Origin of the sequence: Paenibacillus sp. GCM10023250 (assembly GCF_042653205.1) — a bacterium.
In the GTDB taxonomy this organism is placed as follows: Bacteria; Bacillota; Bacilli; order Paenibacillales; family Paenibacillaceae; genus Paenibacillus_Z.
Map to the genome: position 1 here is coordinate 1 of NZ_JBHSHY010000051.1, position 21,522 is coordinate 21,522.

At 62.0% G+C, this 21,522-nt stretch carries 18 protein-coding genes; 17 read left to right on the top strand and 1 reads right to left on the bottom strand.

Going from position 1 to position 21,522, the window contains the following annotated elements:
* The first annotated feature begins 280 nt into the window (after positions 1-280).
* Both ACFPB1_RS24335 and ACFPB1_RS24340 read left to right on the top strand, forming a co-directional pair.
* A complete protein-coding gene (locus ACFPB1_RS24335; RefSeq protein WP_379228764.1) occupies positions 281-1,372 on the top strand; it encodes a M24 family metallopeptidase in 1,092 nt (363 codons plus the stop codon).
* Between the two features lie 212 nt (positions 1,373-1,584).
* Complete coding sequence (locus ACFPB1_RS24340; RefSeq protein WP_379228766.1) at positions 1,585-1,968, top strand: hypothetical protein; 384 nt, start codon at positions 1,585-1,587, stop codon at positions 1,966-1,968.
* 4 nt (positions 1,969-1,972) lie between these two features.
* On the opposite strand, the gene ACFPB1_RS24345 is transcribed toward ACFPB1_RS24340, so the two are convergent.
* A complete protein-coding gene (locus ACFPB1_RS24345; protein ID WP_379228768.1) occupies positions 1,973-2,419 on the bottom strand; it encodes a GNAT family N-acetyltransferase in 447 nt (148 codons plus the stop codon).
* A 527-nt stretch (positions 2,420-2,946) separates the two neighbouring features.
* Here ACFPB1_RS24345 and ilvB point away from each other — a divergent pair.
* The 15 genes from ilvB to ACFPB1_RS24420 all read left to right on the top strand — a co-directional run bounded on the left by ilvB (position 2,947) and on the right by ACFPB1_RS24420 (position 21,489).
* Positions 2,947-4,692, top strand: a complete 1,746-nt coding sequence (gene ilvB, locus ACFPB1_RS24350) for a biosynthetic-type acetolactate synthase large subunit (protein WP_379228769.1) — start codon at positions 2,947-2,949, stop codon at positions 4,690-4,692.
* On the top strand, positions 4,689-5,174 hold the full coding sequence (gene ilvN / locus ACFPB1_RS24355) for an acetolactate synthase small subunit (RefSeq protein ID WP_379228770.1): 486 nt from the start codon (positions 4,689-4,691) through the stop codon (positions 5,172-5,174). Before ilvB ends, ilvN begins: the two co-directional genes overlap by 4 nt.
* 159 nt (positions 5,175-5,333) lie before the next feature.
* On the top strand, positions 5,334-6,326 hold the full coding sequence (gene ilvC, locus ACFPB1_RS24360) for a ketol-acid reductoisomerase (RefSeq protein WP_379228771.1): 993 nt from the start codon (positions 5,334-5,336) through the stop codon (positions 6,324-6,326).
* A 150-nt stretch (positions 6,327-6,476) separates the two neighbouring features.
* Entirely contained in the window at positions 6,477-8,021 is a 1,545-nt protein-coding gene (locus ACFPB1_RS24365) for a 2-isopropylmalate synthase (protein ID WP_379228772.1), read from the top strand.
* 535 nt (positions 8,022-8,556) lie between these two features.
* Positions 8,557-9,927, top strand: coding sequence for a sensor histidine kinase (locus ACFPB1_RS24370; RefSeq protein WP_379228773.1), 1,371 nt, complete (start codon positions 8,557-8,559; stop codon positions 9,925-9,927).
* Positions 9,924-10,583: a response regulator gene (locus ACFPB1_RS24375; protein WP_379228774.1), complete on the top strand. Its 660-nt coding sequence runs from the start codon at positions 9,924-9,926 to the stop codon at positions 10,581-10,583. Before ACFPB1_RS24370 ends, ACFPB1_RS24375 begins: the two co-directional genes overlap by 4 nt.
* Before the next feature lie 150 nt (positions 10,584-10,733).
* Positions 10,734-12,491, top strand: coding sequence for a DUF2339 domain-containing protein (locus tag ACFPB1_RS24380; protein WP_379228775.1), 1,758 nt, complete (start codon positions 10,734-10,736; stop codon positions 12,489-12,491).
* Between the two features lie 309 nt (positions 12,492-12,800).
* On the top strand, positions 12,801-13,880 hold the full coding sequence (gene leuB / locus ACFPB1_RS24385) for a 3-isopropylmalate dehydrogenase (protein ID WP_379228776.1): 1,080 nt from the start codon (positions 12,801-12,803) through the stop codon (positions 13,878-13,880).
* Between the two features lie 131 nt (positions 13,881-14,011).
* Entirely contained in the window at positions 14,012-14,560 is a 549-nt protein-coding gene (locus ACFPB1_RS24390) for a peroxiredoxin (RefSeq protein ID WP_090641279.1), read from the top strand.
* A 271-nt stretch (positions 14,561-14,831) separates the two neighbouring features.
* A complete protein-coding gene (locus ACFPB1_RS24395; RefSeq protein WP_379228777.1) occupies positions 14,832-15,257 on the top strand; it encodes a hypothetical protein in 426 nt (141 codons plus the stop codon).
* Between the two features lie 119 nt (positions 15,258-15,376).
* Positions 15,377-16,201 (top strand): RNA polymerase sigma factor SigI, encoded by an 825-nt coding sequence (gene sigI, locus ACFPB1_RS24400; protein WP_379228778.1) that lies wholly within the window; start codon positions 15,377-15,379, stop codon positions 16,199-16,201.
* On the top strand, positions 16,198-17,778 hold the full coding sequence (locus ACFPB1_RS24405; protein WP_379228779.1) for an anti-sigma factor domain-containing protein: 1,581 nt from the start codon (positions 16,198-16,200) through the stop codon (positions 17,776-17,778). Before sigI ends, ACFPB1_RS24405 begins: the two co-directional genes overlap by 4 nt.
* A 156-nt stretch (positions 17,779-17,934) precedes the next feature.
* Complete coding sequence (locus tag ACFPB1_RS24410; RefSeq protein WP_379228780.1) at positions 17,935-18,339, top strand: hypothetical protein; 405 nt, start codon at positions 17,935-17,937, stop codon at positions 18,337-18,339.
* 3 nt (positions 18,340-18,342) lie between these two features.
* Positions 18,343-19,716, top strand: coding sequence for an ATP-binding protein (locus ACFPB1_RS24415; RefSeq protein WP_379228781.1), 1,374 nt, complete (start codon positions 18,343-18,345; stop codon positions 19,714-19,716).
* A 165-nt stretch (positions 19,717-19,881) separates the two neighbouring features.
* Complete coding sequence (locus tag ACFPB1_RS24420) at positions 19,882-21,489, top strand: leucyl aminopeptidase (protein ID WP_379228783.1); 1,608 nt, start codon at positions 19,882-19,884, stop codon at positions 21,487-21,489.
* Positions 21,490-21,522 lie beyond the last annotated feature (33 nt).

Below are 21,522 nucleotides of genomic sequence, written 5' to 3' on the forward strand. Positions count from 1 at the left end.
CGAAAGGGCTCAAGAGTATGCTTTCACGTTATTTGGAGCTTTGTTAACCTTTTGGAACCGCCGTATGCGGACCCGCATGTACGGTGGTGTGAGAGGACGGAGGCTAGCCGCCTCCTCCTACTCGATTACGGGCGGGCATCCTTTCGGGGGCGCGGCGGGCGCCGCGGGTTCCGCGGGTTCCGCGGGCGCCGCGGGTTCCGCGGACGCCGGGCGAACGATTGGCGCTGGATACTTTCGGCACGGACACGTACAATAAGAGCTGGAAAGGCGGTTGATAAGGATGACGGATCGGATCAATCAATTGCAAGTGTACATGGACGGCAATGGCATCGACGCGATGCTTATCACGTCGCCGAAGCACGTGTATTATCTAACTGGGTTCGCCAGCGACCCGCACGAACGGTTTCTCGGGCTGCTGCTGCCCCGCGGCGACGAGCCGTTCCTGCTCGTGCCCGCGCTCGACTACGAGGCGGCCCGGGCAGCGGCCTCCATCGCAGCGATTCACACGCACGCCGATACGGACGACGCGTACGCCGTTCTGAGCAAGCTGATGCCGGCGGGCGTCCGGCGCCTCGGCGTGGAGAAGGACCAACTCACGCTTAACCGCTTCGAGGCGCTCCGCGCCGCGCTCGGCGAGGCGGCGGAATTCGCGGACGCGGGCCTGCCGCTGCGCGAGATGCGCGCGGTCAAGACGCCGGAGGAGGCGGAGCGCATGCGCGGCGCCGTCCGTCTCGTGGAGGAAGTGCTGCGCCAGGGACTCGCCCTGGTCAAGCCGGGCGTCACGGAGATCGAGCTCGTCGCCGAGCTGGAATACCGGATGAAGAAGCTGGGCGCGCAGGGACCGTCGTTCGATACGCTCGTGCTGGCTGGCGCCAAGTCGGCACTGCCGCACGGCGCGCCGGACCGGACGGCGGTGCGGGAAGGGGAGTTTCTGCTCTTCGACCTCGGCGTCTTCGCGGACGGCTATGCCTCCGACATTACGCGGACGTTCGCGGTCGGCGGCATCACGGATGAGATGAAGCGTATCTACGACGCCGTGCTGGACGGCAACCTGCGCGCCATCGAGGCGATCCGTCCCGGCGCGACGTTCGGCAGCCTGGACCGCGCGGCGCGCGAGACGATCGCCGCGGCCGGCTACGGCCCGCTGTTCAATCACCGCCTCGGCCACGGCCTCGGCATGGAGATTCATGAATACCCGTCCATCCACGGGAATAACGAAGAGCGGCTGCGCGCGGGCATGACGTTCACCGTGGAACCGGGCGTATACGTGCCGGGCGTCGGCGGCGTCCGCATTGAGGACGACGTCCTCGTGACGGCGGACGGCGTCGAGGTGCTGACGACGTTTCCGAAGCAGCTGACGGTCATCGGGTGACCGGATCGCGCACGCGCCCCCTTGTCTTGGGACAAGGGGGCGTTTTTATTTGGTGTAATGCCTCCGGGGCATCGGTACAATCCAACTCTCTTGCTAGCGAATAGAGTATAGGACAATGCCGTTCAACCTTCTCGGGCAAATGACTGGCAAGCGCGTTTGCCGTATAGGGACAACACAAGCAATGGGAATACCAATCAAGAGGAGGAAATCCTATGCCACGCGTTACTAAAGAGCAAGCGCAGAAGCTGGTCGGGAAGACCATCTATGCGGTGCGCAAGGACGGATCGATCGTAACGGGCAAGCTCGTTCGCATGCACCACAACCAGCTGCAGCTGGTTCCGGTCGCGAACGGCAAAGAAGTGCAGACGCGCGCGATCATTCCGCTCGTGCTGTTCGACCTGCTCGCCATCGGGCTGTTCGCCGGTCCGTTCGGCTTCGGCGGCTTCGGCGGGTTTGGTCCCGGCTTCGGCCCGGGCTTCGGCCCCGGCTTCGACGGCGGCTTCGGCGGTCCGTGCTGCGGGCCGGGTCCCGGCTTCGGCCCGGGCTTCGGTCCGGGGCCGGTCGGTCCCGGCTACGCCAACGGACCGTTCTACTAAGCCGTCACGCGAGCGGCTTGAGCATTTCGTAGCAGCGCAGCTCCTGGTAAAAACGGACGGTCTGAAAGCCCAGCTTGGCGTACAGCCGCTGGGCTCTCGGATTGCCATGGTCGACGAACAGCCGCGCGATCGTAGCGCCTTGCTCCCTTGCCTGCGTTTCCGCTTGGGTCATGAGCGTCGTGCCGATTTTTTTGCCGCGGTGCTGCGGATGGACGACGAGCATGTCATAAAGGAGCAGCCCGTCGCGGATATAGTAATGGATGTAGCCCAGCGGCTGGCTCCGCTTGGTCCGGGAATAGACGAGCGAGATGCCGTCGTTCATCCGTTTCGGAAGCTCGCGGATCGTCTGGGCGTCTCTGGGCGACGCGGTATAGGAGAGAGGGATCAGCTCCTGCTTGATCAGGCGGATGATTTCCTGGTCGTCCGTGCGCGCCCGGCGTGCGCGAATCATAAGGCATACCCGCTTTCTTTGGCATAAGGTGGTATATACTATGTCGGGAGCGCATGCCGCGCGCATGCCGCCCAAAGCTTACATAAGTTTTTCTGGGAATGCTTATCCTTTGGCTTGACGTTTGAAACGGCAAAGCATATAATAAGCTCTAAGCTAATAAGAAGACGCTTTACCGTCATAAAGTAATCGGCTATGAAGAGGACGAAGTGTTAAGGGCCCTTTTGTTCCAGAGAGCGCGCGGACTTGCTGAAACCGGCGCCAAAATCCCTTTTCAACGAGCTCACCTCGGAGCTGTTTTCCTGAAAAGTTCCGCCCTTCGGGCGCAGCGTATTAGGGAGAATCGTCGGGCACACGTTAAGATGCCAAGGTATGCACGGGCCTAGCTCCGAGTTTACCTTATGAGGTTATGCGTCGCGAGGCGTATGACAAACTGGGTGGTACCACGGAAGATCAACCTTTCGTCCCTGGACGCGATGAGCGTTCGGGAACGGAAGGTTTTTTGTTTTTAAAGAAGGGAGGACGACTTAATGGTCGCTCAACAAGCAACGTTAAGGTCAAAAGAGGAAATCAAGGAAAGACTGAGAAAACCGGAGGTCATCTCGGGCTCAGAAATTTTGCTTCGCAGCTTGGTGCTTGAAGACGTCGATTGCGTCTTCGGGTATCCGGGCGGCGCGGTATTGTACATCTACGACGCCATGCATGGTTTCTCGGACTTCCAGCATCTGCTGACCCGTCACGAGCAAGGGGCCATTCATGCGGCGGACGGCTATGCGCGGGCAAGCGGGAAGGTCGGCGTTTGCATCGCGACGTCGGGACCGGGGGCAACGAACCTCGTCACGGGGATCGCGACCGCGTATATGGATTCGGTGCCGCTAGTCGTCATCACCGGCAACGTGGCGACGTCGTTGATCGGGACGGACGCTTTCCAGGAAGCGGACATCACCGGTATCACGATGCCGATCACGAAGCACAGCTACCTGGTGCGCAAGGCGGCCGACCTGCCGCGCATCATCCACGAGGCGTTCCACATCGCGGGTACAGGGCGCAAAGGTCCGGTCCTCATCGACATTCCGAAGGACGTATCGGCGGAACTGACGATGTTCGAGCCGGTCACGGAAGTGAACATCCGCGGCTACAACCCGACGGTGAGCCCGAACAAGCTGCAGGTCGACAAGATGCTGAAAGCCATTCAGGAGGCGGAGCGTCCGCTCGTGCTCGCGGGCGGCGGCGTCGTCTACTCCGGCGGCCACGAAGAGCTGCACGAGTTCATTAAGAAATCGGGCATTCCGATTACGACGACGCTGCTCGGCCTCGGCGCGTTCCCGAGCGGCGAGGACCTGTGGCTCGGCATGCCGGGCATGCACGGTACGTACACGGCGAATACGGCGATCCAGTCGTCCGACCTGCTCATCAACATCGGCGCGCGCTTCGACGACCGCGTCACCGGCAAGCTGTCCGGCTTCGCGCCGCACGCGAAAATCGTCCACATCGACATCGATCCGGCGGAGATCGGCAAGAACGTGCCGACGGACATCCCGATCGTCGGCGACGTGAAGTCGGTGCTGCAGCTCGCGAACAAAGACGTGCAGTACGCGGCCAAAGCGGACGCGTGGCGCGCGCAGCTGCTCGCCTCCAAGCTCGAGAAGCCGTTCCGGTACACGGACAGCGAAGACGAACTGAAGCCCCAATGGGTCATCGAGATGCTGTACGAAGAGACGAACGGCGACGCGATCGTCACAACGGACGTCGGACAGCACCAAATGTGGGCGGCGCAGTTTTATAAGTTCAACAAGCCGCGCTCCTGGGTGACCTCCGGCGGCCTCGGCACGATGGGCTTCGGCTTCCCGTCCGCGATCGGCGCGCAGATGGCGAACCCGGACCGGCTGGTCATCTCGATCAACGGCGACGGCGGCATGCAGATGTGCGCGCAGGAGCTCGCGATCTGCGCCATCAATAACATTCCGGTCAAAGTCGTCATCATCAATAACCAGGTGCTCGGCATGGTGCGCCAATGGCAGGAGCTCATCTACGACAACCGCTACAGCCACATCGACCTGTCCGGCAGCCCGGATTTCGTGAAATTGGCGGAAGCGTACGGCGTGCGGGGCTTCCGGGCTTCGACGAAGGAAGAGGCGCGCGCCGCCTGGACCGAAGCGATGAACCATCCCGGACCGGCCGTCGTGGAGTTCGTCGTCCGCAAGCACGAGAACGTCTATCCGATGGTGACGCAGGGCTCCACGATCGATCAAATGTTAATGGGGGATGAAGAATGAAACGACATACGATAGCGGTTCTGGTCAACGACCAGCCCGGCGTCCTCCAGCGCGTATCCGGCTTGTTCGGACGCCGCGGCTTCAATATCGAAAGCATCACCGTCGGGACGAGCGAGGAAGCCGGCTTGTCCCGGATGGTCATCGTCACCACCGGCGACGACAACATGCTCGAACAAGTCATCAAGCAATTGTACAAGCTCATCGATGTCATCAAAGTCGTGGATCTCAGCGCCAACCCGATGGTCGGGCGGGAGCTCGCTCTCATTAAAGTCAGCGCCGAGCCGTCGGCGCGTCCCGAAATCATGGGCGTCGTCGAGACGTTCCGTGCGGCGGTCGTCGACATCGGCACCGGTTCGATGATGGTGCAGGTCGTCGGCGATACGGAGAAAATCGACGCGATGATCGAGCTCATGAAGCCGTACGGCATCCGCGAGCTGAGCCGCACGGGCGTCACCGCGATGATCCGCGGCAACACGAAGTAGCCAGGGACGCGTGAAGCGAAAGGCGCGGCCGCGCCAGGAACCAGCGCCCGTTTGAGCGGGGGTTAGAGCGGCGGACGAATTCGGGCATGACGGGCTTGTTCGGGCGCCGCGGCTGTAACACCCGCTCAAAAGGGTTAAAAAAAAGGAGGCATTTCTTACATGGCAGTCAAATTGTACTACGAAAAAGATGCAGACCAAAGCGTGCTCCAAGGCAAAACAATCGCAGTCATCGGTTACGGTTCCCAAGGTCACGCCCAAGCGCAAAACCTGCGCGACAGCGGCTTCAAGGTCATCATCGGTCTCCGCGCCGGCAAGTCCGCCGAAAAGGCGAAAAACGACGGCTTCGAAGTGCTGCCCGTCGGCGAAGCGGTTAAACTGGCCGACGTCGTACAAATTCTAATGCCGGACGAGACGCAAGCGCGCGTATACAAAGAAGAAATCGAGCCTAACCTGAAGCAAGGCGCGGCCCTGATGTTCTCCCACGGCTTCAACGTGCACTTCGGCCAAATCAAAGCCCGCAAAGACAACGACGTGCTGCTCGTTGCGCCTAAATCGCCAGGTCACATGGTTCGCCGCACGTACGTCGAAGGCTTCGGCGTTCCCGGCCTGATCGCGATCGAGCAGGATGCGACGGGCAATGCCCAAGCGATCGGCCTCGCTTATGCCAAAGGCATCGGCTGCACGCGCGCGGGGGTTATCGAGACGTCCTTCAAGGAAGAAACCGAAACCGACCTGTTCGGCGAGCAAGCGGTCCTCTGCGGCGGCGCGACGGCGCTCGTCAAAGCGGGCTTCGAAACGCTGGTCGAAGCCGGCTACGCGCCGGAAATGGCGTACTTCGAGTGCTTGCACGAGCTGAAGCTCATCGTTGACCTCATGTACGAAGGCGGCCTGGCGACGATGCGCGACTCCATCTCCAACACGGCGGAATACGGCGACTACGTGACGGGCCCTCGCATCGTAACGGACGAAACGAAAAAAGCGATGAAAGCCGTGCTGTCGGATATCCAACAAGGTAAATTCGCACGCGACTTCATCCTGGAGAACCAATCCAACAACGCGTTCATGACGGCTACCCGCCGCAACGAAGCCGCTCACCCGATCGAAGTCGTCGGCGGCCAGCTTCGCGAACTGATGCACTGGATCAAGAAGTAATCCCTTCTCTGCCGGGCGAACCGGCCATACCATGATGGACAGCTAGTCGCCCGGATATGCGGACCGGTCCCTGCGTCATTTCGCTTCGCGCGAACGACGTCAGGGCCGTTTCGCTATCCGGGACTATTCTTGAAGCCCGAGGTGTAACTCATGCGCAAAATCTATGTTTTCGATACGACGCTTCGTGACGGCGAGCAATCTCCGGGCGTGAACCTGAACACGAAGGAAAAGCTTGAAATCGCCTATCAGCTCGAGAAGCTGGGCGTGGACCGCATCGAAGCGGGCTTCCCCGCGGCTTCTCCGGGCGACCTCGCGGCCGTCAATGCCGTCGCCCGCGCCGTGAAGAACGCGACCGTCATCGGTCTGTCCCGTTCCCGCGAGCAGGATATCGACGCGGCGCGCGAAGCGCTGAAGGACGCGCAGGATCCGTGCCTCCATCTGTTCCTCGCCACGTCCCCGATCCATCGCAAGCATAAGCTGCGCATGGAGAAGGAGCAGGTGCTGGAGACGGCGGAGCGCGCGATCCGGTACGCGAAGCAGTATTTCGGCAAAATCGAATTTTCGCCCGAGGACGCCGGCCGCACGGAGCTGGACTTTCTGTGCCAGGTGACGGAGATGGCGATCCGCGCGGGCGCGACGGTCGTCAATATTCCGGATACGGTCGGGTACATGAATCCGTCGGAATTCGGCAATATTTTCAAGACGCTGAAGAATCGGGTGCCGGGCATCGAGAAAATCCAGCTGAGCGCGCACTGCCATGACGATCTCGGCATGGCAACGGCGAACGCGCTGGCGGCGATCCTGAACGGTGCCGATCAAATTGAGGGCACGATCAACGGCATCGGCGAGCGCGCGGGCAATACCGCGATTGAAGAAGTCGCGATGGCGCTCGCGACGCGCGCGGATTATTTCGGGGCGACCACGGGCCTGAACCTGAAGGAAATCGCCAAGACGAGCCGTCTCGTCAGCAAGCTGACGGGCATGGTCGTGCCGGGCAACAAAGCGATCGTCGGCGCGAACGCGTTCGCCCATGAGTCCGGCATCCACCAGGACGGCATGCTCAAGGAGAAGACGACGTACGAGATCATCTCGCCGGAGACGATCGGCCTCGTCGACTCCAAGCTCGTGCTCGGCAAGCACTCCGGCCGCGCGGCGTTCCGCGAGAAGCTGATCGACCTCGGCTACGAGCTGGACGACGAAGCGGTGAACGCGGCGTTCGCGAAGTTCAAGGACCTCGCCGACCGGAAGAAGAACGTCAGCGACGAAGATATCCGCGCCCTGCTCGAGGAGAAGCTCGTCGATACGCCGGAGGTGTACGCGCTCGAGCAGATCGAAGTCAGCTACGGCAATAAGTCGACGCCGAACGCGACGCTGCGCATCCGCGTGGCGGACCAAGGCGTGAAGGAGACGCGCGCGGAAGGCAACGGCTCCGTCGACGCCATCTATAACGCGATCGACGCGCTGACGGCGGAGGTTGTCGAGCTGGAGGATTACTCCATCAAGTCCGTCACGCACGGCAAGGACGCGCTCGGCGAAGTCCACGTCGTGCTGAAGCAGGACGAGATATCCGCGCAGGGCCGCGGCGTCAGCACGGACATTCTCGAGGCGAGCGCCCGCGCTTACGTCGACGCGCTGAACCGGCTGGTCGAGAAGCGCAAGACGCCGGGACGGCGCGACAAAATGAGCCTGATTTAAAGGCTCATGGAACAAGGGATGCCCTGCAGGCGGTATGGGTCTACGATCGCTGTTGTAGTTCGGATTCCATCGATTGAATGAAACAGTAGAGGTAGGAATCCGACTACAAAGGCGAACTAAGGTGATTGGCTTGCGTTACTTGGCGATAGACAGGGAATGCAGCATTCACCTGCTTCGTAAGCATACGCTTCGCTTCTCCGAGCCCATACCGCCCTCCGGGCATGCTTGTTCATAGAACCTTTAAATCCTAAAGAGGTAAAACAACGCCTCAGCGGCCCGGACGGGCTTGCTGGGGCGTTTTGTTTTGATGCGGACAATCCCGCCGGACCGAGGCCTACAGTATGACCGGCAGTGAATATGGCTGCGGCTGCCGGCTTCGCGCGGGCCTGCCGTGCCGGCATCTTGGTGCGGGCAATGCAGCTCCTTGGCGCGGACAATGCCGTCCCTTGGCGGCGCAATTCGTGCCCAGGTCCCGGTTTCGCATGCTATAATGAAGAAAATTCCGACCAGAACGTCGGCGGGGGAGTTTCGGGGAATGTTGTTCGTGTGGATCGCGTTATGGTTCGCGGCGGCGCTGCTGCTGGTTGCCAACAGAAGGAACGCGGCGGGGCGCTGGCTGAGCGTCGTGGCGTTTTGCGGCGGGACGGGCGCGCTCGCTTCGCTGCTGGAAGGCTGGATCGCGGCGGGGCTCGCGAGCGGGGCGATCGACGTGTCGACCGAGCAGGCGCTGCGCGCCCTGCAGCGCGGCTGCTCGTGGACCAGTTATTACGGCATGCCTTTCGGCTATCTGTGCTTCGGGGCCGCCTATAACCAGGACCTGCTTCCGGCCGGCGCGTATCGGTGGCTGCCGCTTGCGGCCGCCGTACCGCCGCTCGCGATGCTGCTGCTGCCGTCCGAGGCCGGTTATCCCGTCCGCTACGACCTGCTCGCGGTCTGGTCGCTGCCGTACGCCGCGCTCGGAACCGCGCTGCTGCTCGCCAAGCGCCACGTGCACCCCGCGGAGCGCCGCGCGCACGCGCTGCTGCTGCTGGCCGTCATGCCGGCGGTGCTCATCGCCCTGACGATGAATTACGTGCTGCCGCTCTTCGGCTTTTATCGGCTGTGGGTGCACAACGTCTGGTCGATCGGCTTCGCGTTCGTCATCTTCCTGATCTCGCTGTTCAACTTCGGCTTCCTCGGCGTGCAGCTGCTGATCGAGAAGCGCCAGCTCGATTACTCGCTCCGCGCGATCACGAGCGGGACGGCCATGCTCAACCACGCGATCAAGAACGATATCGGCAAGATCAAGCTGTTCGCCGACAAAATCGCCCGCGAGGCGAGGGACCATGGCGAGCTGCGCGCGGACCTTGGCGTTGTGAGCGCGGCGGCGGCGCATATCGAGGAAATGATCCGCAGCGTGCACGAGCGGACGCAGGAGCTGCGGCTGCAGGCGCAGCGGGTGTCGCTCGCGGAGCTGGCGCAGAGCCAGCTGGCTGCGGTCGCCGAGCAGGCGCGCGAGCGGGAGATCGCCGTCCATGCGCGGCTCGGCGACGATGCCTACGCCGAAGCGGATCCCGAGCAGACGAAGGAAGCGATCCATAACGTGCTGCAAAACGCGATCGACGCCATGCCGCGCGGCGGCGAGCTGCACGTCGCGGTCTTCGGGGGCAAGCGCGGGAGCACGGTCGAAGTGCGCGATACGGGCGCGGGCATCGAGAAGGCGCGGCTGCGCAAGGTGATGGAGCCGTTCTACACGACGAAGAGCGGCGGAGCCATGAATTTCGGGCTCGGCTTGGCCTACTGCGCCCAGTTGATGAGCCGCCAAGGCGGCGAGCTGCGGATCAGCAGCGAGCCCGGCAAGGGGACGACCGTGCGGTTTCATTTCCGCGCGTTGAAGCGCGCCCGAACGAGAGGAGGCCAGCGATGAACAGCAGACCGATACGTGTCCTGCTTGTCGAGGACGACCCGGATTGGCGAAGGGGGCTGGCCGCCTACGTGAACGCGCAGCCGGATATGGAGATCGCCGGCGAGACGGACGAACCGGGCGCCGCGCTCGCGCTGGCGGCCGAAGCGGCGCCGGACGTGATTCTGCTCGACATCATGCTGGCGGACAGACCGGACGGCCTTCGGCTCGCGGGCGAGCTGGCGGCGGCGTCGCAGGCGCGCATCGTCATGCTGACGTCGATGGAAGACCGGGCGTTCGTCGCCGAAGCGTTCCGGGCGGGCGCGGTCAATTACCTCGTGAAGTCGGACTTCGCCGCCATTCCGGGGGCGATCCGGCAGGCGGCGGCGGACCGCTCTGCCATCGACGCGGCGGCCGCGAGGCTGATGCTGGAGGAGTTCCGCCGGCTGAAACGGCTGGAGCGGGAATACGAGACCGACAAGTTCAAGCGGCTGCTGACGCCCGCCGAGATTCAGCTGCTGGCGATGATCCACGAGGGCTACAGCCAGACGCAGATCGCGGAGAAGTCGTTCCTGTCGCTGCGCACCGTGAAGAACCACGTCGGCAACATTTTGCGCAAGCTCGGCGGCAAAAGCAGCAAGGACGCGGCCCAGAAGGCGAAGGACCACGACCTGTTCTGACGGACGGACGGTCGGTCGGTCGCGGCTCCGGGGCTGGGCGGCCGAGGGGGTACCAGGGAAAGTTGGTACTTATGAGCCGGGAGCGGCGCCTCTACAATGTGAAGTAAGGACCACGTCCTAATACTTCATCTCCATTGGGGGCTGCCCGGTATGAACGAATTGTGGAAAAGGCATTGGACGACGCTGGTCGGCGTCGCGTTTCTCCTTGCGGCGCTGGCGACGCTGTTTAAGTACTCCGCGGACCAAGGCTGGATCACGGTCGGCATGAAGCTCGGCGCGGGCTTGCTGCTCGGCGCTGCGGCCGGCGCGGCCGGCGTCGCGCTCGCGAAGCGCGGCGACCGCAGGCGCTTCGGCGAAATTCTGACCGGCCTCGGAGCGGCGGTCTGGTACATGACCTGCTCGTACGCCGGCATCTACGAAGCGGTCTGGGAGCCGCTGACCGTGTTCATCGCGATGACGGCCGTCACGGTCGGCGTCACGGCGTACGCCTACCGTTTCGGGCTGCGCCTGCTGCTTGGCCTCGGCCTCGCGGGCGCGCTCCTCGCGCCGCTCGCGCTGCGGCCGGACGCGGACCACGTGTTCGCGTTATTCCTCTACTTGCTCGTGGTGAATGCCGCGTACTTCGCCATCAGCGTCGCCAAGTCGTGGCCTGAAGCGAGAATCGGCGCGTTTGCGGCGACCTGGCTGCTGTACGCTGTCTATTATATGAACTTTACGTATACGGACCACGGCTGGCTTACCCGGCCGATGGGCTACGCCTCAGCGGCCTTCGTCTTCTACGCGGTCGCATTCTACGCCGCGGCGTGGCGGGCCAATAGCGGCTTCGCGGGCTGGAACTTGTGCGCCAGCTTCGCGAACACGGTCGTCTTCTGCCTCTGGGCGCCGGCCCTGCTTGGCAGCAGCTCGTCGGTGACGCTGCTTCTGCTGGCCATCGGCCTGCTCTACATGGGATTGAGCGTGCTCCTCGCCAAGCTGGGCAAGCAGGAAAAAGCCGCGTTGTACGCTCATGTGCTGTTCGGGTGCCTGGCCTTCCTGATCGGTTTGGCGGAGCTCGGCGGCGGCTCCGAATACAGGCCGCTGATCGGCGTTGCCGTCTGGTCGGGCATCGCGGCGGCCGCGATAGCCGCCGGACGGAAGTGGCGCTCCGACGCGCTGAAGGCGGTCGGTTCGCTCGTCTGGCTCTCGACCGGCCTGTACTGGTTCGTCACCACGTGGGACGCGCCGCGGCTGGACTGGTTCGGCGTCTACGTGCCGTTCCTGAACGGCGGAGCGGCGGCGTGGATGCTGCTGGCGGCAATCGGGTTCTACTGCGCGAGGAACGTGCGGTACGCCAGCCTGCTTCGCCAAAGCGACAATGACGTCTTGGCCCATGCGTACGCGCTGTTGTCGCATCTAGTCGTCGGCGGTCTGCTGACGGTGCAGATCACGAACGCGGCCGATGAATACGACTGGTCTATCGCGACGGGGCTGCTGCTGTCCGTTGTCTGGGCGGTCTATGCGTTGCTGCTCTTCCTGTGGGGCGCCTACAGCCGCGGGCGCTTGTTCCGCTGGTTCGGCTCCGGCGTGCTCGTCGCCGTGGCCGCGAAGGCGGTGCTGCTCGACCTGCAGGGCGAGGATACGCTTTACAAAATCTTGACATTCGCCGTGCTCGGCGTCATCTGCTTCGGCATCACCATCGTGAACCAGCGGTGGAGGGACCGCGAGCAGTCGGACCAAACGGTGAAGGAGCGGGAGGAAGCGCCGGGTCCGGAGCATGCCGGGCAGCCTCCCGGGCAGCCGGAGCATGAAGGGCAGCCGGAACGGGAGAGAGGCGGCGCTTCCGCCGCCGCCGACGACGAAGGAGCCGCGAACGCCGAGCAGGCGCTGCCGCCGGCGGAGGAGCCGCCGGTCCGCCGCGGCAGGGATTAGCCGGCCGGGCAGGCGGAAGCGGCCGCGAACGGCGGACAGGAAGGCCATCGGGAGCCGCGGAAGCGGCTCCCGCATTCGTTCGGCCATGCCGCCTTTGCTCGTATCGCCGTCAATCATGGCCGCCTCCGGCTCGTCGCGATCGTTTGCTTTAAGCCCCTCCCCTGCGTTCAGCTTATATGCGCAGCCTATAAAAGTCATAGCTTTCATATCTTTGTCTTCATGGCGTTCTTATGGTACAACTAAGCTTAAGACTGAGAACCATAATCAAGAGGACGCCTGTGAGGTCCTGAATAAAGGAGACGTATCCCTATGGCAGACGTGAAAAAAATCGCAGTAATCGCCGGTGACGGCATCGGTCCGGAAGTCGTCGGCGAAGCGCTGAAAGTGCTGAAGAAAACCGAGGAGCTGTTCGGCTACCAGTTCGAAATCGAGCACGGCCTGTTCGGCGGTGTCGCGATCGACGAGAAAGGCACGCCGCTTCCGCAGGAGACGCTGGACATCTGCAAAAACGCCGATGCCGTCCTGCTCGGCGCCGTCGGCGGCCCGAAATGGGACAACAACCCGAAGGAGCTCCGTCCGGAGACGGGCTTGCTCGGCATCCGCAAAGCGCTCGGCCTGTTCTCGAACATCCGCCCGGCGAACGTATTCGACTGCCTGAAGGAAGCGTCCACGCTGAAGCCGGAAGTGCTTGAAGGCACGGATCTCATCGTCGTGCGCGAGCTGACCGGGGGCATCTACTTCGGCGAGAAGTTCCGCCGCGAAGGCGAGCATGGCGAGGAAGCCGTCGACACGTGCGTCTACAACGTCAAGGAAGTCGAGCGCATCGCCCGCCAAGGCTTCGAAATCGCGCGCACCCGCCGCAAGAAGCTGGCCTCGGTCGACAAAGCGAACGTGCTCGAGACGTCCCGCCTGTGGCGCGAAGTCGTGAACCGGATCGCGGTCGAGTATCCGGACGTCGAGCTCGAGCACGTGCTCGTCGACAACTGCGCGATGCAGCTGCTGCGCCGCCCTGCAAGCTTCGACGTCATCGTGACCGAGAATATGTTCGGCGACATCATCAGCGACGAAGCGGCGATGCTGACGGGCTCCATCGGCATGCTGTCGTCCGCGTCCCTCGGCGAAGGCAGCTTCGGCCTCTACGAGCCGGTACACGGGTCCGCGCCGGACATTGCCGGCCAGGGCATCTCCAACCCGATCGCGACGATCCTGTCCGTGGCGCTTATGTTCCGCCTGACGTTCGGCTACGCGGAAGCGGCGCAGGCCATCGAGGACGCGGTCAAATCCGTGTTGGACGCCGGCCACCGCACGGGCGACATTGCCGTCGACAAGAGCAAGGCAATCGGCACGACGGCAATGGGCGATTTGATCGTTGCCGCGATGGCGAAATAATTTAGAATTATTATAAATAAGTAATCAATGTAATATTGACTTCGTTCCAAAGAGTTGGTATGATTCTAGACGTAGTCACCAAATGAGTATGATTCTCAATACCATCTCAATCTTTTAGGAGGGTTTTATCCATGGCAGAACGTTTGGTTGGTCGTCCGGCTCCTGACTTCAAGATGGAGACCGCAACAGGCAACGGTCAAGATTTCAGCACGGCAGCTCTTTCCGATTACAAAGGCAAATGGCTGGTTCTGTTCTTCTACCCGCTCGATTTTACGTTTGTTTGCCCGACCGAAATCACGGCGCTCAGCCAAGCGGCTGAAGAGTTCACCAAGCTGAACACCGAAATCCTCGGCGTCAGCGTGGACAGCAAGCACAGCCACCGCGCTTGGATCAACACGCCTGTGAACGACAACGGCCTCGGTCAGCTGAACTTCCCGCTCGCGGCCGACATCACGAAGAACGTCGCGCGCGACTACGGCGTCCTGATCGAAGAAGAAGGCATCGCGCTGCGCGGCCTGTTCATCATCGATCCGGAAGGCGAGATCAAATATCAAGTCGTTAACCACAACGACGTTGGCCGTTCCGTTGAAGAGACGCTCCGCGTATTGCAAGCCCTGCAATCCGGCGGTCTGTGCCCGATCAACTGGAAACCGGGCGACAAGCACCTGGTTGCCAAATAAGCATCGCCCGCGATGCGCCAGAAACCCGGGGTCTACCGAGACCCCGGGTTTTTTTGCGCGTCCGGCATCCGACCCAATACCTGGGCCTATCGTCCCGGATGTACGAATGCGACGTTTTTCGCTATACTGGCAAGTAAGCGCGGGAATGGCGGAACTTGACAGGGACCGATCCGGACTTGGCAAGCAGGAATTATGCGTTTTGGAGACGAATAAGTTAAATCAGGTTTCAAGATGCGCGGTACAAGGTTAACAGTTAAGGAGGGAGTCCGGCATGAGCTTTTGCTGCGGTGCCAGCATGATCGGCACGAATGGTACGCTGAAGCATTTTCGCACGCAGATCCACAATGTCCCCATTCTGTTCTGCCCGGTGTGTCATCGCGTCGAGATTCATTACCTGATCGAGAACGAATACGAGATTCTGGCGGAATACGCGCATGGCGACGGCGCCTCCGAAGTCGACTTCGTCGACTACGTGGAGCAAGAGGACGACGAGCTCTTCGAGAATTGCGTCAATAACGAGAACGAAGACCCCATGGACGTGGTCGTCAATCAGATCGACATGGCGCTGGACTTGCTAAGCTTCGCCAAGCAAATCGGCGACGAAGGCTGGCAGGGCGAGCTGAAGAAGCGCCTCGGCGCGCTCAACCAACGCCGCAACAAGCTGCGGCAGCGCAGAACCTCCGAAGGATATTGTTAAGCATCCAGCCTCCTGTCGAAGGAGGCTTTTTCTATGCGGGATTTTATGAGAAATCCTTAATGTCGACCCCCTCAAAGCGAGCACGATTCAACGAAAATTGTACATGTGAGGTGGAGCGGTTGTTACTTGTATTGTTCAAACGCATATTTGGCGGCAAGCACGATACGTCCTCAGGCACCCCCGACACCCGCGTAACGCCGGAAGAGATGGTGGAGCGGATCCGCGGCGGCGACGCGTCGCGCGACGCGTTCATCGAGGCGTATCAGCCTTATATCGCCAAGGTGACGAGCCGTTTTTGCAAGCGGTACATCGACCCCGCGCACTCGGACGAATTCAGCGTCGCATTGGCGGCGTTCGACGAAGCGATCGGGCAATTCTCGAGCCAAGCAGGAAAATCGTTTCTCGGCTTTGCCGAAACGGTCATTCGGCGCAGGCTTATTGACTATGTCCGCAAAGAGAGCCGCCATCTCGGGACAGTACCCTACAGCGCCTTCGACCAGGACGACGAAGAGGATGCGGCGACGGTCAATCCGATCGAGACCAACGAGGCGATGAACCGGTACGCGCTGACGCAGGAGGCGGATGCCCGCAGACTGGAAATCGGCGAATACGACGAACGGCTGAGGGAATACGCCCTCACGTTCTCCGAGCTGCCGGAGATTTCGCCGAAGCATGCTGATTCCCGCGAGATGCTCGTCGCCATCAGCAGGCGTCTGGCGAACGATCCCGTGCTCTACGACCAGCTCGAGACGAAGCAGAAGCTGCCGATCAAGGAGCTGTGCGAGCTGACGGGCGTATCCCGCAAGACGATCGAGCGCAACCGGAAGTATATCATCGCGCTGACGATTTTACATAACGGGGATTTCCCCTATTTACAGCAATACATCAAGCCCGCGGAACCGGCAGGAAAGGAATTGCCCGCAGCGGAAGGAGTGAGAGCATGAGTCGTGGGATCGTGATGGAAACCGGCAGCAAGCATGTCATCGTATTAATGCCGGACGGTCAATTCCGTAAAGTGCGAACCGCCCTCAAGCCTCAGATCGGCGAAGAAATCACGTTCGCCGAGCAGCGGCGGCTGCAGCGGCCGCGCAAACTGTACAGCTTCAGCGTCGGCGCCGCCGCGATCATGCTCATGTTGTTCGTTCCCCTGATCGTCCAGCATGTATCGAAGCAGCCGGATGTGGTCGCGTATTTGACGATGGACGTGAACCCGAGCATCGAGCTCGGCATCAATAAAGACGAAAAAGTGCAATCGCTGCGGGCGATCAACGCCGACGGCGCGGACGTAACCAAAGGGCTGATGTACAAAGGCCAGCCGCTGCCGAAGGTCACCGAAGCCATCATGGACCGGATTAGCGCCGGACCGTATTTGAACAGCGGCGAAGGCGACGTTGTCATCACGAGCGTCGCGGTCGGCGGCGCCGTCGAGCCCGCTGAGGAAATCGATCTGACCTCGCGTATGGACGATGCCGTGCGCAGGTCGCTGGCGAAGACGGAGAAGGGGCGTCAGCTCAAGATCGAAGTCACGACGTTGTCCGCGCCGCCGGACGTGCGGGACGTAGCGACCAAGATCGGACTTTCCTCCGGCAAGATGGCATTCTACCTGATTGCCAAGGATCAAGGCTATCGCGTGACCATCAAAGAGCTGAAGCAGGAGTCGCTCCACCAGGCGGCGAAGCCGATGGGCGGCGTGGCGGCGGTCATGGGCGCCGGGAAGAATACCAAGAAGACCGGCGAGGTCAACAAACCGGATCCGTCCGCGACCAAGCATCAGACCGGGCAATCGAAACCGGCAGCTCCCGTTCCGACGAAGGCGGACGAGAAGGAAACGTACCGGGAGACGCAGAAGGAGCAGCTCCACTCCCTGCTCGAGAAGGATCGGGAGACGCGCAAGGAGCGCCGCGAGCGGAACGGGCACGGGCAGAAGGACGGCGGTTCGAACAAAGGCGGCAAGAAGAACCCCGATTCCGAGAAGCCGGACGGCTTGCAGGGCGGCGTCATCAACGTTGGCGCGACGCGGCATTCCCCGGGCAATAATCCCAATCCCGGCGGCGGAGACGGCAAGAAGCCGGATACCGCCGGCAAGCCGGCGCAAGCGGAGTTGAACGCGGCTGCGAAGATGAACACCGGCGGCAAAAGTAACGGCAAAAATAATGGCAATCATAACGGCAAAGGCGGCAAGTACGAAGCGAAAAAAGCTTCCGAAGGCCGCCCTAACCGCGTTAAGCAGGCCGGTAGCGGCAGCGGCAAGACGGGCTCGGGTACGGATCGGCCAGATTCCGGACGGGACAAGCCCGGCAGCCGCGGCAGCGGCGGACCCGGCCAATCCGGCGGATCAGGAGACGACGACCGGACTAGCGGCGGCCGCAAGCAGCCGGACCGGGATAGCATAAGCAAGAGCCATAACCAGAGCGGCGGCGGCAAAGCACACAAGAACGGCGAAAACAAAACGACGAACCGGAACGATCAAGGGAACGGCGGGAAGTCGAAGCCGGACTCCGACCACCGAAAAGGGCGCTAACATCCGTTACGCCTTTTCGGTATTTTCGGACTCGTCCAATCTCGCGCGTTTTCGACAGTATTTCCCGTTGACACAAATTAGGAATTTTCACTATGATTACTGTAAGCGATCTCAACTCTGAATCTGCACGGATACTTTTTGGGGCGGAGGCGAGGCATGCACGTGGAAATGTTTCATATACGTGATAAGGCGGATGCGATCTTGGCACGTCAAAGAGGCAGGGAAATCGCGCAGCAGATCGGCTTCAGTCTTGTTGATCAGACGGTTATCGCTTATACCATTTCGGAATTGGCGCTTAAGCTCATCTCTTACTCGGAAAAAGGCCATATGATGATCCGTCCTCTCAGTCTTAGCAAGGGCGAACCCGCAAGCGGAATAGAAGTCCGATTATTCGATCATTTCAAAGGTCCAAGCCGAATTCATTTGCAGTGGATGGAGAAGATGACTGATAATATGGAACTCAGCCACGATCACAACCGGGGAACCATGATCACGATTCATAAATGGGTTCACGCTCCACTGCGCATCGATCCTCCGATTTGTGCGGCAGGAGAGGAGTAAATAATGCAGGCAATACGTATGCGCTACTTCCCCGCCTTGGCGGAATATATTCGCAGCGGAAGCGAAGCTTCCCTGTTCGAGGCAACGGAAATCGGCAAGCAGCTTCAAGATCTCCATCCGGAAGACATCATTGCGGTGCATGAGGAATCCATGCAGATGCTTGTCGCCAATGTCGACTCGGAAGAAGCGCTGCGGCTGTATAGCCGTTCCTTTATTTTTTTGATCGAGTTAATGGTGGCGTTCCGGTTCCGGGTTCAGCCGGAGCAGACGTCGGAGCAGCGCTTCAGCGAGATGCGGGACATGCTGCTGCGCTCGCACCGCTCGTTCCGCATGGTGAAGAACAAGTACGAGAACGTGCTGCAGCATATGGACAGCGGCATCGCGATCTTCGACGCGGACGGCATGCTCTCGTTCATCAACCTGCAGATGGCCAAGCTGCTCGATATTCCCCGCACGACGCTGATTGGCTGCAATTTGCTCGATATTTTATCGCACAGCCGGCTGCGCAAGAGCACGAAGCGGGTTATTCTGCGGCTGTACAAGGAGACGGTGCTCCGGCGCAGTCGCTATCTCGAGTTCGTCGATACGAACGGACGCGTGCTGCTCGTGACGGTTACCTACGGGGATCAGCTCGACGGCGATTATCTCTTCAGCGTGAAGGACGTCACGGAATACAAGCAGATCGAGCAGACGGCGTACCAGAACGATAAGCTGGCGATGCTCGGCAAGATCGCCGCGTCGATCGCGCACGAAATCCGCAATCCGCTGACGTCGATTCGCGGGTTCATTCAGCTGCTGAAGCCGCATCTGACGCAGCTCGGCAAGGAGGAATACTCCCGGATCATTCTGACGGAGATCGACCGGGCGAACGACATCATCTACGAATTTCTGAATTCATCCAAGCCGTCGGCGCCGATGAAGCAGAAGGTCAGCATCAATTCGCTGCTGAAGGAAGTCATTCTGCTGTCGGACAGCGAGGCGCTGATGAAAGGCTGCCAGATTCAGTTCGAGACGTACGACGAGGATCTGGCGGTGTCGATCGACGTGAAGCAGGTGAAGCAGGTCGTGCTGAACATCGTGCGCAACGCGATGGACGCGATCGGCGACTTGGAGGAGGAGCGCAGCGGACGCATCGACATCATCACGAAGCGGGAAGGCCGCGATGCCGAAATCACGATCCGCGACAATGGCAAGGGGATGGATCCCGTCACGAAATCGCGGTTATTCGACCCGTTCTACACGACGAAGGCGTCGGGCACCGGACTCGGGCTGTCGGTCAGCTATCGGATCGTGCGCAACCACGGCGGCAAGATCCGCGTGAGCAGCAATACCGGCGAGGGAACGGAGTTCAACATCTATTTGCCATTGGCGGAATAAACCAGTAGAATCGGGATAGCCCCGGCCGCAAACGCCGAAAAGACCGGGGAAACCCGGTTTTTTTTGCATGTTATCGGGCAGGCGGAACAACAAGCAAGGAACCGGCAAAGAAGCCGTGGTTGTACCGCGGCACATTCTATGAGAGACGGGAGGATGTTCATCTCTATGAGCATTCGGTTTACATACGGGCGCGGCGCGGCCGCCGCGCCGGCCGACGTCGTCGTCGCTTTCGTCGATAAGCGGGGGCTGAAGGAGCAGGACGGTACGGACGGGGGCGTCCGCTGGGTTCATCCCGCGCTCGACGAGGCGGCGCGGCAGCATGCGGCGAAGGAACTGTTTAAGGCCGAGCCGAAGGAGACGCTCGTGCTGCCGACGCTCGGCCTGTATCCGTCGCCGCACGTCGTGTACGTCGGCATCGCCCCGCCGGAAAGCTTGACGGCGGACGGCCTGCGCGACGCGGCGGCGTCCGCGGCGAAAGCGGCGAAGCGGCTGAAGGCGGCCACGGTCGAGCTGCTGCTGCCGTGGCACTTGCCGGCGTTCGTGCCCGATGCGCCGCAGGCGGAGCAGGCGGAAGCGGCAGCGGGGCGTCCGGCCGTGCCGGCTAAGCGGGCGGCGCAGGCGTTGACCGAGGGGTACGCGCTCGGCTCGTATACGCGAACGACCGCCAAGCAAGGCGACGCGCAGCGGAAAGCGGCCGTCAGGGACGTCGCGTTCGTCCCGAATGCGGCGGGCGCGGAGCCGGACACCGCGGCCGCGGCCGCGGCATGGGGAGCCGGCATCCAGCGCGGCCTCGTATTCGCCGAAGCCGCGGCGTACGCCCGGGACTTGACGAACCTCCCCGGCGACGCGCTCGTCCCGGCGGGGCTTGCCGATGAAGCGGCGCGGCTCGCGGCCGCATACGGCTTCGCGTGCGAGATCATCGACGAGACGGCCGCGGCGGAGCAGGGCATGGGCGGCCTGATCGCCGTCGGAAAGGGCAGCGTCAACCCGCCGCGGATGATCGTCATCCGATACGACGGCGATCCGGACGACGCGGAGCGCTGGGGCATCGTCGGCAAAGGCATCACGTTCGACACCGGCGGCATCTCGCTGAAGAAGGGGCCGGGGATGCAGGAGATGATCTCCGACATGGGCGGTGCTGCGGCCGTGCTCGGCCTCGTTCGCCTGTTCGGGGAACTGAAGCCGAAGCGCAACGCCGTCTTCGTCGTGCCGGCGGCGGAGAACATGCCGTCCGACCGGGCGTTCAAGCCCGGGGATGTGCTGACGATGATGAACGGCACGACGGTCGAGATCGTCAACACGGACGCTGAGGGCCGGCTCGTGCTGGCCGACGGGCTGACGACGGCGATCCGCGCGGGCGCGACGAAGCTGATCGACGTCGCGACGCTGACGGGCGCCGTCCTCGTCGTGCTCGGCGATACCGCGACGGGGGCGGTCACGAACGACGAGCCGCTGCAGGCGCGGGTGATCGCAGCGTCCCAGACGGCCGGCGAGCGGATCTGGCCGCTGCCGCCGTATCCGGAATTCCGCCGGCAGCTCGACAGCGAGGCGGCGGACATGAAGAACGGCGGCAGCCGGTACGGCGCCGCGAGCATCGGCGGCTTGTTCATCGGCGCGTTCGCGGAGGACCGGCCGTGGGTGCATCTGGACATCGCGGGAACGGCCTGGCTGGAGCGGGAACGCGCCTGGGAGACGAAGGGCGGAACCGGCGTCATGGTGCGGACGCTTGGCGAGCTGCTCGCGGACGAAGCGGAGGAAGCCGGCCAGGCTTGACGGACGAAGCGCAGCGCGGTGCGCCTTGGATGG